The following is a 16,890-nucleotide window of genomic DNA, read 5'->3' on the forward strand; positions in this document are numbered from 1 at the left end:
TGCCACGCGCAGCGGGTTTCGCCGCGATTGGGAAAAACTTCGGGAATTGCCGTATCGGCATGCCAAGGAATTGAATTCTCCCTTGTTTCTGCCATGTTCGCGCCCAACAGCAGACTTGGGACATCCTTCGGACATCGATTTGGGGCCCGGCCGATTGCGACCCTCGCGATCGGGGGCGCGCGTTAGGGGACAGCAATGGCAAAGCCGGCAGTGGTTGTGGTGGGCGCGGACAAGGGCGGGGTCGGCAAGACCACGGTATCGCGCACCTTGCTCGATTATTTCTCGGCCAACAACGTGCCGACGCGCGCCTTCGACACGGAATCGCCGCGCGGAACCCTGAAGCGCTTCCACCCCGACATCACCGAGATCGTCGACATGACGACGACGGCCGATCAGATGAAGATCTTCGATACGCTCAACGCGACCAGCCCGTCGGTCACCGTGATCGACGTCCGCGCCGGCCTGCTCTCGCCGGCGCTGGCCTCGCTGCGCGACATCGGCTTCTTGGATGCCGCCAAGGCAGGCCAGATCACCTTCGCGGTGTTCCACATCCTCGGACCCTCGATCGCCTCGCTGGACGAGATCGCCGAAACCGCGGGCTTCATGACCGGCGCAAAATATTTCCTGGTGAAGAACTTCATCAACGACACCCAGTTCTTTCAATGGGACCAGGCGACCTACAATTCCTACTTCCACCGCATCAAGGACGCGACCGAGCTGACCATCCCCAAGCTCAACGAGATGGCCTATGAGCAGGTCGAGGTTTCGTCCGTCCCGTTCCTGAAATTCGTCGCCAACAAGGGCATCAGCGACGAGGCCGCGAACTATTCGTTCGTGCTGCGCGGCTATGTCCGGCACTGGCTGGCCAATGTCTGGAGCGAGTTCGACCGGATCCGGCTGACCGACATCGTCGGCTCGAAGCCCGCGACCCGCAACAGCGAAAAATAGTTGCGCAAGCAGGGCTGATACGGCTGGATTGGTCGCCAGGTTCGACTGATATAGCTGCCGATGCCCGCCACGCCCGTCTACATCATCTGCTCGTCCCGCCCGCAGGTCGGCAAGACACTGCTGGCGCGGCTGCTCGCCGAATTTCTGCTGCTCAAGAACGGCAACGTCGCGGCCTTCGACGTCAATCTGAAGGAACCGTCGCTGCTCGACTACCTGCCAAAGATCACGGAGACCGCCGACGTGATCGACACCTACGGCAAGATGCAGCTGATGGACCGCGTCATCGTCGATGACGGCATGGCCAAGGTGATCGACCTCGGCTTCCACGCCTTCGACGAGTTCTTCAAGATGACCGACGAGATCGGCCTCTTGAAGGAGGCCGCCCGCCGCCATGTCGCGCCTCAGATCCTGTTCGTCGCCGACACCGATCGCGCCTCCGCCCGCGCCCACGAGATGCTGCGCGGGCAGATCCCGCGGATGAACCTGATCACCGTGGACAATGAATATGTCGTGCGCGGCGAGCTGCCGGCCGCGATGGCCGGCGGCCGGCTGTTCCGCCTGCCTGCCTTGCCCGGCTTCCTCAAGACCTATGTCGACCGGCTGAACTTCTCCTTCACCGGCTATCTGCGCCAGGAGAAGGACGCCTCCACCGAGCTGCACCAATGGACCCGGCGGAATTACTTTGCCTTCCGCGAGCTCGAGCTCAGCCTGATCCTTCAGCGATCCTAGATAATTTCACCCGGATAATATTGACTGCGGGTTGGAGCGGGCTTATTGAGGCGGGCATCGGTATCCCCCTCAGCAAGGCCCGTCACCGTGAGCATCGACCGGAAAGCAGCGATTGCCGCCTACAAGGAGCGGAAGACCATTGCGGGCATCTTCGTCGTGCGTTGCGCGGTCTCGGGCGAGGCCTGGGTCGGCCAGGCGCCGAACCTGGAGACGATCCGGAACCGCATCTGGTTCTCGCTGCGCCAGGGCAGCCACACCTGCCGCAGCCTTCAGGCTGCCTGGAATGCGCATGGCGAGCCCGGCCTGACCTTTGGCGAATGCGAGCGCCTGGAGGATGAGGAAACCGCCTATGTCAGGAACGCGCTCCTGAAGGAGCGCCTGCTGCATTGGCGGGATGAACTGAAGGCCGAGGCGATCTGAAGATCGTGGCGACCTCTCAGTGTCCCTCGAACGTCATCAGCGTGCGCACCGGCACGTCCATGGCGCGCAGCTTGGCGGCGCCGCCGAGCTCGGGCAGATCGATGATGAAGCAGGCGGCGACGACGTTGGCGCCGATCTGGCGCAGCAGCTTCACCGCGCCTTCCGCGGTGCCGCCGGTGGCGATGAGGTCGTCGACCAGGATGACGCGCTCGCCGGGCTGGATGGCGTCGACATGCATCTCCATCTCGTCGATGCCGTATTCGAGCGAATAAGCGATGCGCACGGTGGTGTGCGGCAGCTTGCCCTTCTTGCGGATCGGCACGAAGCCGGCCGAGAGCTGGTGCGCCACCGCACCGCCGATGATGAAGCCCCTCGCCTCCATGCCGGCGACCTTGTCGATCTTGTTGCCGGCCCAGGGGTTGACGAGCTCGTCGACCGCGCGGCGGAACGCGCGCGCGTCCGCGAGCAGGGTCGTGATATCGCGGAACATGATCCCCGGCTTGGGATAGTCGGGAATGGTCCGGACGCTCGCCTTGATGTCGTGGTCAAAGGTCATTCGGTTCTCATCTCAGTTGTCATTCCGGGGCGATGCGTCAGCATCGAACCCGGAATCTCGAGATTCCGGATCTGGTGCTGACGCACCATCCCGGAATGACGAGGTGAAATATCCTGCACTCAATTCGCCCCAGCATCCAGCCGGAACGCATTCTCGACAATACGTAGTCCCACCTCATTGCTGAGCGACATCAGCGATTCCGGATGGAATTGCACGCCGGCGACCGGCAGCGTCTTGTGCTCCAGCGCCATGGCGACGCCGTCCTCGGTGCTGGCGGTGACGGACAACACCTCCGGCATGCTGTCGCGCTCGACAAAGAGCGAGTGATAGCGGCCGATGACGATCTCGTTCGGCAAATTGCGCATCAAGCGTCCGCCGCGCACCTGCACCCGCGAGGGACGGCCGTGCGCGGGATGGGTGAGCTGGCCGAGCTCGCCGCCGAAATATTCGCCGATCGCCTGCACGCCGAGGCAGACGCCAAACACCGGCAGCTTCTGCTCCAGCGCCGCGTCGATCGTCTTCTTGATCCCGAAATCTTCCGGTCTGCCGGGGCCCGGCGACAGCACCAGCAAATCCCATGTCTTCCGCTTGAGCATGTCGAGTGCATGCACATGGCGGACCACGGTGACGTCGGCGCCGACCTGGCGGAAATAATCGGCGAGCATGTGCACGAAGCTGTCGTCGTGGTCGATCAGCAGCACCCGCTTGCCCGAACCGGTCGCATCCGGCGCAAAAGTCGACAGCGGCTTTGGCGGATCGCCGCGCAGCGCCTGGAACAGGGCTGCGGCCTTGACCTGGCATTCGCGGTCTTCCGCGGCAGGATCCGAGTCGAACAGACAGGTGGCGCCGACACGCACTTCAGCCAGACCATCCTTCATGCGAATGGTGCGGATGGTGAGGCCGGTGTTGATGCTGCCGTCGAAGTTCACTGCGCCGATCGCGCCGGCATACCAGCGGCGCGGCGAGCGCTCGTGATCCTCGACGAACTGCATCGCCCACAGCTTGGGTGCGCCGGTGACGGTCACGGCCCACGCGTGGGTGAGGAAGGCGTCGAGCGCGTCGAAGCCGGGACGCAGCATGCCCTCGACATGATCGACGGTGTGGAAGAGCTTTGAATAGGTCTCGATCTGGCGCCGCGCCAGCACCTTGATCGTGCCGGGCACGCAGACGCGCGCCTTGTCGTTGCGGTCGACGTCGGTGCACATGTTGAGCTCGAACTCGTCCTTCTCCGAGTTCAGGAGCTGGCGGATCTGCTCGGCGTCGCCGATCGCGTCGGTGCCGCGCGCGATCGTGCCTGAGATCGGGCAGGTCTCGACCCGACGTCCGTCCGAGCGCACGAACATTTCCGGCGAGGCCGACACCAGGAATTCGCCCTCACCCAGATTCATCAGCGCGCCGTAGGGCGACGGGTTGATGACGCAGAGCCGCTGGAACACTTCGGCAGGCGAGCGATCGCAGGGCTCGGCGAACAGCTGGCCCGGCACCGCCTCGAACAGATCGCCGCGCGCAAACGCAGCACGCGCCGTCTCGACGGTGGCCTGATATTCGCCGGGCGCGTGATCGGCAAACCCCTGCCGCGGCGTCTTCAGATACGGACTCTCGGCGGTCTCGCGCGGCAGGCCCTCGGTCGACTTGCCCTTCCAGGCAAAATCGTAGCTCAGCACCACGCCGCGGCCGGTGGCGCGGTCATAGGCCAGCAGGCGGTCGGGCACGTAGAGAACGATGTCACGCTGGTCGCTCTCTCGTGCGCGCTTCTGCACGAGGTCCTCGATCTGGAACACGAGGTCGTAGGCGAAAGCGCCGAACAGGCCGAGCAACCCGTCGTCATTGGCCGAGAAGGCGGCAATGATATCGCGCACCAGCGACATCACGCTGGCACGCCGCGTGCGCTGGTCTTCCTCGACCGGCGCATCGCCGCGGATGATGTGACCGGCAAGGCGCGTGGCGGTCTTCTCGGAGAAGACGACGCAGGGCTCGCGCAGCACATCGCCGAGGAAGGCGATCAGCACCTGCCCGCGCGCGTTCAGCGCCTCCAGCTTGAAATTGACGCCAGATGTCTCGAGCTTGAGCGGGGGGTCGGAGAAGCCGAGATCAAAGCTCTCGTAGCGGCCGGGCACGGTCGTGCCCGAGGACAGCACCACGCCGCGGCGGCGGTCGAGCAGGTTGATCAGGTCGTCGAGCCTGTTGGCGCCGCCGGTAAACTGCTCCGCCACGCGCGTGATCGCCAGACCCGCGCGGGTCGCGTAGTCGCTTCTGGCCGGGAGGGCAAAGACTGTCCTGTTCATGTCGTCCTCTTACGAAACTTGCCGAGGGAACGCCACACAGGACAAACGAGAAGGCCGCCGCACTGTGCAGGCGACCTCAGACGATTTGGGAAAGGTAAATCGCACCGGCCACCTCTTAGGAGGTGCGCCACCAAAGACGGGCTGGGCAGGCTGCGGTGCTCATGGGCGGATACTCACCATGGCGCGGGGGCGGCGTCAAGGTGAGAAACCTACTCCCCGCGACCGGGGCGCGCAGCGTCCGGCTGCCGCTTCTGCTTGGCTCAGGGCTCCTCGGCCTGCGGCTCCCAGCCGAACCGGTTCTTCTTCCGATCCCATTTGAGGACGGAATAGCCGTCGCATTCCATGCATCCCCAAAGGACGAGCTTGCCGCCCTTGTCCTTCGAGAGAGCGGCGAACTGGCGGTTCGTGCGTATGGCGTCGACAAAGCGGATCTTCGGCTTCTCGCCGTCCGCCTGATCGAGGAGCAGCATGAACCTGCCCTTGGGACCCGCACACTCCTGAAACACGCCGACCACGGCGATCTGCTTCGTGGCGCCGCCGTCGAAGCGCCCCTCGATGGTAAAGGACATGCCGGCGCCCTTCATCGCGTCGGTGCCGTTCTCGAACATCAGCTCTTTGGGGATCAGGTCCTTGCGGAATTCAGTCGCCTTGCACCAGCTCTTGCGGATCTGGTTCGCGGGGATACCGCGAACCTCCGTCGTGAAGGGTTGGAATTCCGCGATGACCCACCAGGCCTCGGTTTTGAGATTACCGTTCAGCGTGACGAAGGCTTGTTGTCCCGGCGCCTGAGCTGCCGTCAGCAGCAGGACGCCAAGGACGATCACCGGTCGAACGATCGAGCCGAGCACGCGGCGCGTGAGAAACGATGTCGACATTCCCTCGCTGCCCCTGGTCGATTGCTCCCGTCTCAACCCAGATGCTTCCTGAAAAACTCCGTCGCCCTGCCCCAGGCGAGCTCGGCGGCCTCGCGGTCGTGCACGGCCTGGCGCTGCTCGTTGACGAAGGCGTGCTCGGCGTCATAGCGGAACAGCTCCAGCGACTTCCCGGCGGCCTTCATCGCCTTCTCGAAGCCGCCCACCAGCTCCGGCGTGCACCAATCGTCCTTGTTGGCGAAATGGGCCTGGAGCGGGATCTTGACGTCGGCGGGCTTGGCCGCCTGCTCCGGCGGGATGCCGTAGAACACGACGCCGGCCGCGAGCTCCGGCACATGCACCGAGCCGATGATGGTGACGGCGCCGCCGAGACAGAAGCCGGTCAGCCCGACCTTGGCGCCGTTACGCGACAGATATTGCGCGGCGCCGCGCACGGTCTGCGTGGTGGCGTCCATGAAGTCGAGCGAGTTCATCTCCTTGTTGGCGCTGTCCGTGTCGTGATACGGCACCACCTTGCCCTTGTAGAGATCGGGTGCCAGCGCGTCGAAACCGGCCAACGCGAAGCGGTCGCACAGGCCCTTGATCTGGTCCGACAGGCCCCACCATTCCTGGATCACGACCACGCCCGGCGCGTTGCCGCGCGCGGCATTGGCGAGATAGCCCGAGGCGTCCTTGCCGTCCGGGCGCTTGAAGGTGATGGCGGTTCCCATGGTGTCCTCCGATGAGATCTTGGGGGAGCGGTTGGTGGCATTTTGGCGGGTGCATGCGAACGACGCAATCACCGCGCAAACAAACTCTCGTGCCCCGGATGCAGCGCAGCGCGCCGCCCCTTGCGGCGTGACGCGCCGCAGATCCGGGGGTCCAGCTACGAGCATTCTGGGTCCCGGCTCGCGCTTCGCGCCTGCGGGACACGGACCCAACAAAAAAGCCCCCTTGCGGGGGCTTCTTCATTTCCCGTCGCATCAGAGCGCTCAGTGGGAGCTGGCCCAGACCTTCTTCTTGGTGAAGTACATCAGCCCCGCGAACAGGATCAGGAACACGAAGACCTGGAATCCGAGGCGCTTGCGCGCTTCCATGTGCGGCTCGGCGGTCCACATCAGGAAGGTGGTGACGTCCTTGGAATATTGCGCGACCGTGGTCGGCGAGCCGTCGTCATAGGTCACCTGGCCGTCGCTGAGCGGCTTCGGCATCTTGATGGCGTGGCCCGGGAAGTACTTGTTGTAGTACGAGCCCTCCGGAATGGTCACGCCTTCCGGCACCTTGTCCTCGAAGCCCTGCAGCAATGCCGAGACGTAGTCCGGGCCCTGCTCCTGGAACTGGGTGAAGAAGTCGAAGATGAACCAGGGGAAGCCGCGCTTATAGGAGCGCGCCTTGGTGATCAGGGAGAGGTCCGGCGGCGCCGCGCCACCGTTCGCCGCGCGAGCGGCCTGCTCGTTCGGGAACGGCGAGGGGAAATAGTCCGCCGGACGCCCCGCACGCTCGAACATGTCGCCGGCATCGTTCGGACCGTCCTTGACCTTGTATTCCGACGCGAAGGCCGCCGCCTGCGCCACCGAATAGCTGGGCCCACCGGGCTCGGCGAGGTTGCGGAAGGCCACATAGGACAGGCCGTGGCAGCTGGCGCAAACCTCCTTGTAGACCTTCAGGCCGCGCTGCAGCGCGCCGCGGTCGAACTTACCGAAAGGGCCGGAGAACGACCATTTGTTGCCCGGAGGCGTATCGCTGCCTTCAGACGCCTTCGCGCTGTCGACCGAGCCTGCGAACAACGAACCGGCGAGCGCCAGCATGATCGCGGTCGAAACCATCGGCGTCGATCGGCTGCCGGTCTTGGCCAGCACCGCATCCGAGATCGAGTTCGGCACCGGCCGCGGCTTCTCGATGCGCGAGAGCAGCGGCAGCACGATCAGGAAGTAGGCGAAGTAGCAGACCGTCAGGACCCGGCCGGCAATGACGTAGATGCCTTCCGGCGGCTGCGCCCCGAGATAGCCGAGCAGGATGCAGACCACGACGAAGATCCAGAAGAACTGCTTGGCCAGCGGGCGATACTTCGACGACCTCGTCTTCGCGGCGTCCAGCCAGGGCAGGAAGCACAGGATGATGATCGCACCGAACATCCCGATGACGCCGGCGAGCTTGTTCGGGATCGAGCGCAGGATCGCGTAGAACGGCAGGTAATACCATTCCGGCACGATGTGCGGCGGCGTCACGCCCGGGTTCGCCGGAATGTAGTTGTCGGCGTCGCCGAGATAGTTCGGCATGTAGAAGATGAACCAGGCGTAGAGCAGCATGAAGCAGGCGACGCCGAACATGTCCTTGATGGTCGCGTGCGGCGTAAACGGCACCGTATCCTTTTCCGTCTTCGGCTCGACGCCGTCAGGATTGTTCTGGCCGGCGACGTGCAGCGCCCAGACGTGGAGCACGACGACGCCCGCGATCAGGAACGGCAGCAGGTAATGCAGCGAGAAGAAGCGGTTGAGCGTCGGATTGCCGACCGAATAGCCGCCCCACAGCAGCGTCACGATGCTCTCGCCGACATAGGGAATGGCGGAGAACAGGTTGGTGATGACCGTGGCGCCCCAGAAGCTCATCTGACCCCAGGGCAGCACGTAGCCCATGAAGCCGGTCGCCATCATCAAGAGGTAGATGATGACGCCGAGGATCCACAGCACCTCGCGCGGCTCCTTGTAGGACCCGTAATAGAGGCCGCGGAACATGTGAACATAGACGGCGACAAAGAACATCGATGCGCCGACCGCATGCATGTTGCGCAGCAGCCAGCCGTAGTTCACGTCACGGACGATCAGCTCGACCGACTTGAAGGCGAGATCGGCATGCGGCGTATAGTGCATCGCCAGGATCACGCCGGTCAGGATCTGCATCCCCAGCATGAAGGAGAGGATGGCGCCGAAGGTCCACCAATAGTTCAGGTTACGCGGGGTGGGATAGGCAACGAACGAGGAGTGCATGAGGCCGAGGATCGGCAGGCGCCGCTCGATCCATTGCAGGGCGGGATTGCTCGGCTGGTAGTCGGATGGTCCGCTCATGATGCGATCCTGAGGAAATAGTACGACGAGACGGCGCGAAGCTTCGGACGAGGGTCCGAGGCTCAGCCGATCTGGATTTTGGTGTCGGAAACGAACTGGTACGGCGGCACCGGCAGGTTAGCGGGCGCGGGCCCCTGGCGGATGCGGCCGGACGAATCGTACTGCGAACCATGGCAGGGGCAGAAGAAGCCGTCGTAGCTGCCTTCATGAGCGATCGGGATGCAGCCGAGATGGGTGCAGATGCCGATCACGACCAGCCATTGATCATGGCCGGACTTGACCCGCGCCTCGTCGGTCTCGGGATCGGGCAGGCTCGCCACGTTGACGGCGCGCGCCTCGTCGATCTGCTTCTTGGTGCGGTGGCTGATGTAGATCGGCTTGCCGCGCCAGAACACCTTGATGTCCTGACCTTCGGCGACCGGACTGAGATCGACCTCGATCGGCGCACCGGCGGCGATAGTCGAAGCGTCAGGATTCATTTGGGAGATGAAGGGCCAGAGCGCGGCTGCGCCCCCTACTGCTGCAGCTGCCCCGGTTGCAACGAATAAGAAATCACGGCGTGTCGGATGGTCCGCCGAAGACGCTGTCGTCACGATTCCAACCCTTTCTTCTTACTTCTTACGCCACCGGTGGAACCGCTCCAGGAGCCCCCAAGGTCCCCGGAACAGTCTGCCGGCGCCCGCGGCCCCCCGCGGCGGCAGAACTTCGCTCATTCACCTCTAAACGGGTGAAACAGCAGTCCAGAATCGTTCTATTGGCACCCTTGCCGGGCGAGCGCAAGCCCGCTATCGGCGCGGGAGCGTGCCATGCACGAATTCCCGGGCAGGCGATGTTTTATTGAGACATTTCCGGCCCGCATCGCCCCCGATACAGCCCTCGCACAGCCCATGCAGATAGCGCTTTTCCAACCCGACATCGCCCAGAACACCGGCACGATTCTCAGGCTTTGCGCCTGCCTGGGCATCGCCGCCCATATCATCGAACCGGCGGGCTTCCCCGTCTCCGACCGCCTGTTCCGCCGGGCGGGAATGGACTACCTCGACCACGTCAGCCTTATCAGACACGACTCCTGGGCCAAATTCGAGGACTGGCGCGCCGCACATGGCTACCGCCTGCTGCTGTTCACCACGAAAGCTGCCACCGACTACCGCGATTTCCGTTACCAGACGTCGGACATCCTGCTATTCGGGCGCGAGAGCGCCGGTGTCACGGACGCGGTGGTCGAGGCCGCCGATGCCCGGCTGGTGATCCCGATCAAGGCGGGGCTGCGGTCGCTCAATGTCGCCATGACCGCGGCCATGGCCGCCGGCGAGGCGCTGCGGCAGATCCGGAACCCGCAAGCCCGATAGATTGAGGAGAGACGATTGAGTTACGCGGTCAAGGAAATCTTCCTGACCCTGCAAGGCGAAGGCGCCCATGCCGGGCGCGCGTCCGTGTTCTGCCGTTTTGCCGGCTGCAACCTCTGGAGCGGCCGCGAGGCGGACCGCCTTGAGGCCACCTGCAAGTTCTGCGACACGGATTTCGTGGGAACCGACGGCACCTTCGGCGGCCGCTACGGCTCGGCCGCGGAGCTCGCCGACACCATCGCCGCGCAATGGACTGCGGCCGCCGCCAACCGCTACGTGGTACTGACCGGAGGCGAGCCGCTGCTCCAGGTCGACGCCGCGCTGATCGAGGCGCTCCACGCCCGCGGCTTCGAGATCGGCGTCGAGACCAACGGCACCATCGCAGCGCCGGAGGGGCTCGACTGGATCTGCGTCAGTCCCAAGGGCGGCAGCGAGCTGGTGCTGCGCCAGGGCCACGAGCTGAAGCTGGTCTATCCGCAGGCCCTCGCCGCGCCCGAGACGTTCGAGGGCCTCGCCTTCGAGCGCTTTTCGCTGCAGCCGATGGACGGACCGGAGGTCATCGAGAACACCGCGCGCGCGATCGACTATTGCCTGCATCATCCGCAATGGCGGCTCAGCGTGCAGACGCATAAATCGCTCGGCATCAGATAGGACGCGACTGGGAATGCAGATGGACATGTCGACGATCGACGACCGCAAGACCCGCGCCCGCACCTGGTTCGAAGCCTTGCGCGACGACATCTGCGCCAGCTTCGAGCGGCTCGAGGACGACGCCCCGCAAAGCCTTTATCCAGGCGAAGCCGGCCGCTTCAAGCGCACGCCCTGGCAGCGCACCGACCATACCGGCGCGGCTGGAGGTGGCGGCGTGATGTCGATGATGCACGGCCGCCTGTTCGAGAAGGTCGGCGTGCACTGCTCGACCGTGCACGGCGAGTTCGCGCCCGAATTTCGCGCCCAGATCCCCGGCGCCGCGGACGATCCAAAATTCTGGGCCTCCGGCATCTCGCTGATCGCGCATATGCGCAATCCTAACGTGCCCGCCGTGCACATGAACACCCGCTTCGTGGTCACCACGAAAGCCTGGTTCGGCGGCGGCGCCGATCTCACACCGGTGCTCGACCGACGGCGCACCCAGGACGATGCCGACAGCATCGCCTTCCACGCCGCGATGAAGCAAGCCTGCAACCAGCCGAACGGGGTTGCCGACTACGACAAGTACAAGAAATGGTGCGACGAATATTTCTACCTGCCGCACCGCAAGGAGGCCCGCGGCATCGGCGGCATCTTCTACGACTGGCACGACAGCGGTGACTGGGACGCCGACCTCGCCTTCACCAAGGACGTCGGCCGCGCCTTCCTGAAGATCTATCCCGACATCGTCAGGCGCAATTTCGCGGCAGGCTGGACCGCCACGGACCGCGAGGAGCAATTGATCCGGCGCGGCCGCTATGTCGAATTCAACCTGCTCTACGATCGCGGCACCATCTTCGGGCTGAAGACCGGCGGCAATGTGGATTCGATCCTGTCGTCGATGCCGCCGGAGGTGAAGTGGCCATGACTGTTTCGAGGCCGCTGCCGCGCGCCATGCTGATCGACATGGATGACACCATCCTGTCGGCCTATGGCCGGCCCGAGATCGCCTGGAACACGATCGCGAACGAGTTTGCCGAAGAGCTGGCGCCGCTGCCGCCGGCGCAAGTCGCAACCGCGGTGCTCGCCTTTGCGCGGCAGTTCTGGTCGACTGCGGAGCCGATCTGGCGGATGAAGCTCGGCGAGGCGCGGAGGCTCACCGTGCGCGGCGGCTTCGCCGCGCTCGCCGCAAACGGCCATCGCGCCCTGCCCGACGATCTCGCCGATCGCATCGCCGACCGCTTCACCACCTATCGCGAGGAAGCAATCTTCGTCTTCCCCGGCGCGCATGATGCGATCGACGCGTTCAGGGCACGCGGCATCAAGCTCGCGCTGGTCACCAACGGCGCCGCCGACATGCAGCGCGCCAAGGTCGAGCGGTTCGAGTTGACTCATCGCTTCGACCATATCCAGATCGAGGGTGAGCACGGTTTCGGCAAGCCGGAGGAGCGCGCCTATCTGCACGCGATGGAGGCGCTGGGCGTTTCCGCAAGGGACACCTGGATGATCGGCGACAATCTGGAATGGGAAGTGGTGACGCCGCAGCGCCTCGGCATCTATTCGATCTGGATCGACGTGCACGGCGACGGCCTGCCCGAAGGCTCGACGGTCAGGCCCGACCGCATCATCCGCTCGCTGACCGAGCTGGTGCCGGAGCGGCCGTAACCGAGCCCGAAGACAAAATATCGAAAACAACCCCATGCACAGTAGGGCGCTGCTGCAATTACAACGGCTTACAGCACGCGCAAAATTAATTTCTGATTTTACGAAATGATTTGACCTGTCGGGCAAAACAGGCGCATGATGCCATCATCGCGACGCACGGGACGTACCCCCTGCGCACCCCATCCGAGAAGCGCCTTTGCCTCTCGCAATGGGACTGCTCCGGCTTGACACTCCATCATCGGCGTTTCAGCAGTCTGGCAGCGGATGCGCGCTGCCGCAGGACATCCACTGATCCCGCATCCCGTGATCGGCGCGTCATGCCGGCTTGTTAGCTTCTTAAGTCAATCAACCGAAAGGACCATCCATGGAACTGAAAGCCGGCGATATCGTCATGCTGAAATCCGGCGGCCAGCCGCTGACCGTCGCGAACGTGAAGGGCGACGACGTGATCTGTCTCTGGATGGGCGTCGAAGGCGACCTGTTTCGCGAGACGCTGCCGCTCGCCGTGCTCGAGCGCCTGGAAGAAGTGGACGAGGATGATGACGACGAGGACGACGAAGACGAGGAGTAGGCACACCTAAGACTGCATCCTCGTTAGATCGGAGCGCTTCGCTCCGGCTGCTCGTGATGTCCGCTTCTCCGCCAACAACGGCGCGGTAGCGGACATCGCCAGATGATTGCGGGACTTGCGATGAAGGCCTTTGTAGACAGCTCGTCTGATTTCGAATCATGCTGGGGCGCGCGTCGCTAAAGGCGATCATTCGCTCTCCAGCAGACAGGGGCGACAGTTTGACGCGACTGTGAGCCGCAATTTTGGACCGCGGTGGATATAGTCGAACGCAGCATCCACGCGCACCTGCGATGGAACAACGAACGTTCCGGCAGATAGCGTGACACCGTTCCGAATTTCCGCCACGTCGAGATGAGTGGCTGGCGCACATCGCGCCCCGGGGCTTCTATGCTCTGCGCGGCGCTCTCGCGGCCGCAATTTCCGCCCGCTCAAGTCGGCACCATCGCGAAAATCTAGCAGTAGAGATATCCGCCCGCGTCGGCTAAGCAATTGAGGACCAGCGGACGACCTCTCGCCACCTCGCAGTTTGGGGCAATGAACGCAAATGTTCCTCCTTGCCGTTCTCGTCCTTCCTTTCGCCGGAAGCTTCATTGCCGCCCTGTTGCAGGTCAATGCGCGCAACGCCGAGGCATGGCTCGCCGGAGGAGTTGCACTCGCCGCGTTCGGCCTCATCGCCACGGCTTATCCCGATGTCGCGAATGGTGGCGTCATCGGGTGGCGAACGGAGTGGGTGCCCGAACTCGGACTCGCGTTTGCGCTGAGACTTGATGGCTTCGCATGGGCCTTCGCAATGCTGGTCACCGGAATTGGCTTTCTGGTGGTGCTGTATGCCCGCTACTATATGTCGCCAAGCGATCCCGTTCCGCGCTTCTTTTCCTTCCTGCTCGCGTTCATGGGCGCAATGCTGGGGATCGTATTCTCCGGCAACCTGTTGCAACTGGTTTTCTTCTGGGAACTGACCAGCCTGTTTTCGTTCTTGCTGATCAGCTACTGGCATCACAATTCGGCTGCAAGGGACGGCGCACGAATGGCGCTGGTGATCACTTCGACCGGCGGACTTTGCCTCTTCGCCGGCGTGCTGCTGATCGGTCACATCGTAGGCAGCTATGACCTGGACAAGGTGCTCGCTTCCGGAGACGCGATCCGTTCGCACGCGCTCTATGTCCCTGCACTCGTGCTGGTCCTGCTCGGCGCGCTGACCAAGAGCGCCCAATTTCCGTTCCATTTTTGGCTGCCGCACGCGATGGCGGCTCCGACCCCCGTATCCGCTTATCTCCATTCGGCAACGATGGTGAAGGCCGGCGTGTTTCTTTTGGTCAGGCTCTGGCCGGCCCTGGGCGGATCGAACGAATGGTTGTGGCTGGTGGGATCGGCTGGTTTGATCACCTTTCTCTTGGGCGCATTTCTCGCGGTGTTCCAGCAGGATTTGAAGGGGCTGCTGGCCTACTCGACGATCAGCCACCTCGGCTTGATCACGCTCCTGACCGGACTGGATACGCCGTTCGGGCAGATCGCAGCGATCTTCCACATCATGAACCATGCCACGTTCAAGGCATCGCTGTTCATGGCCGCGGGCATCATCGATCACGAAACCGGCACTCGCGACATTCGCCGCTTGAGCGGTCTCTGGGCGTTCATGCCGATCACGGCGACTCTGGCCATGGTCGCCGCCGGGTCGATGGCCGGTGTGCCGCTGCTGAACGGATTCCTCTCGAAAGAGATGTTCTTCGCCGAGACGATCGAGATTCATGACAACTCGCTGGTCGATCGAGCGCTTCCCTATATCGTCACCGCCGCGAGCACTTTCAGCGTGGCCTATTCGCTCCGGTTCATTCGCGACGTGTTCTTCGGCCCGGCCCCGGTCGGCCTCCCGCGCACGCCTCACGAGCCCCCGCTCCTGATGCGACTTCCGGCCGAGCTTCTCGTGCTCGCATGTATCGTCGTGGGCATCGCTCCCGCGTTAACCGTTGCACCTATCCTCGATACCGCTGCTGGAGCAGTTCTCGGTTCCAGGATGCCGGAGTACAGCCTGAGAATATGGCATGGCTTTACCCCCGAACTGCTGATGAGCGTCCTGGCGATGGTGGGTGGGGTGGGCGTCTATGTGATGCTGCGCTCCTACCTCCTCGTCAACGAGGGACCGCCCTTGCTCGGCCGCTTCAGCGGCAAGCAGATCTTTGACTGGATGATGGTGACGTTATCCTGGCGACTTGCACGCTGGCTGGCGAGCAAGCTCGGGACGAGACATCTCCAGCCACAGTTGAGGATCCTGGCCGGCGTGGCGTTCGTCGCTGCCCTGCTGCCACTCTATTCACGTGGCATCATGCTGGCGAATCCCCTAGGGGCCAAGTTTGACCTCGCCTTTGCATTGCTCTGGGCGGTGGGCGCTGCCTGCGCCATCGGCGCTGCGGTCCAGGCTAAATTCCATCGTGTCGTCGCGCTGATCCTGCTCGGGACTGCCGGTCTCGTGACCTGCGTCAGCTTCGTGTGGCTGTCCGCTCCCGATGTCGCGCTGACGCAGATCGTCGTCGAGACGGTGACGACGGTTCTCCTGTTGCTCGGCTTGCGATGGTTGCCGAAGCGCGTCGCACCGGTCGGCGCGAGCCAGGCCGCCGGCAGGATTCGATGGCACCGCGTGCGTGACTTCGCTATCGCGCTCTTCGCCGGCGTCGGGCTGGCCACGCTCGCGCTGGCAGTGATGCAGCACCCGGCTACGGACAGCATCTCGCGATACTTCGTCGAAAACGCGTACACGAAAGGTGGCGGAACCAACGTGGTCAACGTCATCCTGGTGGACTTCCGCGGATTCGATACGATGGGCGAGATCACGGTGCTCGCGGTCGTTGCACTGACCGTCTACGCGCTCTTGCGCCGCTTCCGTCCGGCGCCCGAGAGCATTCCCGTTCCCGAACAGCAGCACGCGCAGGATAGCCACGACGAAGCGCATCCCGATCGACAGAAGGGAGACACTGCCAAGGATACAACGGAGACTGCGGCGCTGATGATGGGGCTGCTGTTTCCGGTGATCGGCGTCGTGGCGATCTTCCTCCTGTTGCGCGGGCATGACCTTCCAGGCGGAGGCTTCGTGGCAGGCGTCGCAATGGCGACCGCGTTCATCCTGCAGTACATGGCTCGCGGCACGGCATGGGTGGAAGCTCGTCTTCACGTCATGCCCGTGCGCTGGATGGGCTTCGGGCTTCTGTTGGCGGGGGGCACGGGAGCCGCCGCCTGCGTCTTCGGATACCCCTTCCTGACCTCGTACTTTGCGTATGCCGAGCTGCCTCTGGTCGGCCGTGTCCCGATGGCCAGCGCCTTCCTTTTCGACATCGGCGTGTTCTCGCTCGTGGTCGGTGCCACGGTGCTGATGCTCATCGCAATCGCGCATCAATCGTTGCGTCGCTACGGAGGTCCACTCCAGACCGGCCAGCGCTTGCCCGGCGAGCGGTCGAAGGAGGAACTGGTCTGATGGAGCTCGTGCTGGCGATCGGTATCGGTACGCTTGCGGCGTCCGGCGTGTGGCTGATCCTCCGGCCGCGCACGTTTCAAGTCATCATCGGGCTGTCATTGCTCTCTTACGCCGTCAATCTCTTCATCGTGGCCGTGGGGCGGGTGCGGAGCGGGGCTCCGGTGCTTATCGCAAAGGAGATCGGCGATGTCGCCAAGCATGCTGATCCGCTCCCGCAGGCGCTGGTGCTGACTGCAATCGTCATCAGCTTCGCGACCACCGCTCTGTTCCTGGTGGTTCTGCTCGCATCGCGCGGCCTGGCACGGACCGATCATGTGGACGGTCAGGAGCCGGAAGCGTGAGCGGCGCTGCAAGTCTG

16 protein-coding genes are annotated in these 16,890 nt (G+C 63.8%); 10 read left to right on the plus strand and 6 right to left on the minus strand.

The genetic code is table 11. The annotated features are described in order from the left end of the window. The first annotated feature begins 195 nt into the window (after positions 1–195). From CIT37_RS30660 to CIT37_RS30670, 3 genes are all read left to right on the plus strand, one after another. Positions 196–948 carry a P-loop NTPase family protein gene (locus CIT37_RS30660; RefSeq protein WP_028141697.1) on the plus strand — a complete coding sequence of 251 codons (753 nt, stop codon included), beginning with the start codon at positions 196–198 and terminating at the stop codon, positions 946–948. A 60-nt stretch (positions 949–1,008) separates the two neighbouring features. Next, positions 1,009–1,677 (plus strand): P-loop NTPase family protein, encoded by a 669-nt coding sequence (locus CIT37_RS30665; RefSeq protein WP_095426910.1) that lies wholly within the window; start codon positions 1,009–1,011, stop codon positions 1,675–1,677. Positions 1,678–1,764: 87 nt separating this feature from the next. After that, entirely contained in the window at positions 1,765–2,097 is a 333-nt protein-coding gene (locus CIT37_RS30670) for a GIY-YIG nuclease family protein (RefSeq protein WP_028141699.1), read from the plus strand. A gap of 16 nt (positions 2,098–2,113) precedes the next feature. On the opposite strand, the gene CIT37_RS30675 is transcribed toward CIT37_RS30670, so the two are convergent. The 6 genes from CIT37_RS30675 to petA form a co-directional block, all read right to left on the minus strand. Next, entirely contained in the window at positions 2,114–2,653 is a 540-nt protein-coding gene (locus CIT37_RS30675) for an adenine phosphoribosyltransferase (protein WP_018323310.1), read from the minus strand. 119 nt (positions 2,654–2,772) lie between these two features. Continuing rightward, positions 2,773–4,938 carry an anthranilate synthase component I gene (locus tag CIT37_RS30680; RefSeq protein ID WP_095426909.1) on the minus strand — a complete coding sequence of 722 codons (2,166 nt, stop codon included), beginning with the start codon at positions 4,936–4,938 and terminating at the stop codon, positions 2,773–2,775. A gap of 260 nt (positions 4,939–5,198) precedes the next feature. Next, complete coding sequence (locus tag CIT37_RS30685) at positions 5,199–5,813, minus strand: hypothetical protein (protein ID WP_240536435.1); 615 nt, start codon at positions 5,811–5,813, stop codon at positions 5,199–5,201. A 32-nt stretch (positions 5,814–5,845) separates the two neighbouring features. Further along, positions 5,846–6,520 (minus strand): dienelactone hydrolase family protein, encoded by a 675-nt coding sequence (locus CIT37_RS30690; protein ID WP_095426928.1) that lies wholly within the window; start codon positions 6,518–6,520, stop codon positions 5,846–5,848. Between the two features lie 261 nt (positions 6,521–6,781). Further along, complete coding sequence (gene fbcH, locus CIT37_RS30695; RefSeq protein ID WP_095426908.1) at positions 6,782–8,854, minus strand: cytochrome b/c1; 2,073 nt, start codon at positions 8,852–8,854, stop codon at positions 6,782–6,784. 62 nt (positions 8,855–8,916) lie between these two features. Further along, complete coding sequence (gene petA, locus CIT37_RS30700; protein ID WP_028141703.1) at positions 8,917–9,447, minus strand: ubiquinol-cytochrome c reductase iron-sulfur subunit; 531 nt, start codon at positions 9,445–9,447, stop codon at positions 8,917–8,919. Between the two features lie 294 nt (positions 9,448–9,741). On the opposite strand from petA, the gene CIT37_RS30705 reads away from it, so the two are divergent. From CIT37_RS30705 to CIT37_RS30735, 7 genes are all read left to right on the plus strand, one after another. Further along, positions 9,742–10,203: a tRNA (cytidine(34)-2'-O)-methyltransferase gene (locus CIT37_RS30705; RefSeq protein WP_028141704.1), complete on the plus strand. Its 462-nt coding sequence runs from the start codon at positions 9,742–9,744 to the stop codon at positions 10,201–10,203. A 15-nt stretch (positions 10,204–10,218) separates the two neighbouring features. After that, complete coding sequence (gene queE / locus CIT37_RS30710) at positions 10,219–10,851, plus strand: 7-carboxy-7-deazaguanine synthase (RefSeq protein WP_028141705.1); 633 nt, start codon at positions 10,219–10,221, stop codon at positions 10,849–10,851. 19 nt (positions 10,852–10,870) lie between these two features. Beyond that, complete coding sequence (gene hemF / locus CIT37_RS30715) at positions 10,871–11,758, plus strand: oxygen-dependent coproporphyrinogen oxidase (RefSeq protein WP_095426927.1); 888 nt, start codon at positions 10,871–10,873, stop codon at positions 11,756–11,758. Continuing rightward, the gene (locus CIT37_RS30720; RefSeq protein WP_038948312.1) at positions 11,755–12,495 is read left to right on the plus strand and encodes an HAD family hydrolase; all 741 of its coding nucleotides are present in this window, start codon (positions 11,755–11,757) and stop codon (positions 12,493–12,495) included. The genes hemF and CIT37_RS30720 overlap by 4 nt, the downstream gene beginning before the upstream one ends. Before the next feature lie 364 nt (positions 12,496–12,859). Beyond that, positions 12,860–13,066 carry a YodC family protein gene (locus tag CIT37_RS30725; RefSeq protein ID WP_028141708.1) on the plus strand — a complete coding sequence of 69 codons (207 nt, stop codon included), beginning with the start codon at positions 12,860–12,862 and terminating at the stop codon, positions 13,064–13,066. Between the two features lie 544 nt (positions 13,067–13,610). Then, positions 13,611–16,532: a monovalent cation/H+ antiporter subunit A gene (locus tag CIT37_RS30730; protein WP_095426907.1), complete on the plus strand. Its 2,922-nt coding sequence runs from the start codon at positions 13,611–13,613 to the stop codon at positions 16,530–16,532. Then, the gene (locus CIT37_RS30735) at positions 16,532–16,873 is read left to right on the plus strand and encodes a Na+/H+ antiporter subunit C (protein WP_028141709.1); all 342 of its coding nucleotides are present in this window, start codon (positions 16,532–16,534) and stop codon (positions 16,871–16,873) included. Before CIT37_RS30730 ends, CIT37_RS30735 begins: the two co-directional genes overlap by 1 nt. The last annotated feature ends 17 nt before the right edge of the window (positions 16,874–16,890 follow it).

It is taken from the genome of Bradyrhizobium ottawaense (assembly GCF_002278135.3).
In the GTDB taxonomy this organism is placed as follows: domain Bacteria; phylum Pseudomonadota; class Alphaproteobacteria; order Rhizobiales; family Xanthobacteraceae; genus Bradyrhizobium; species Bradyrhizobium ottawaense.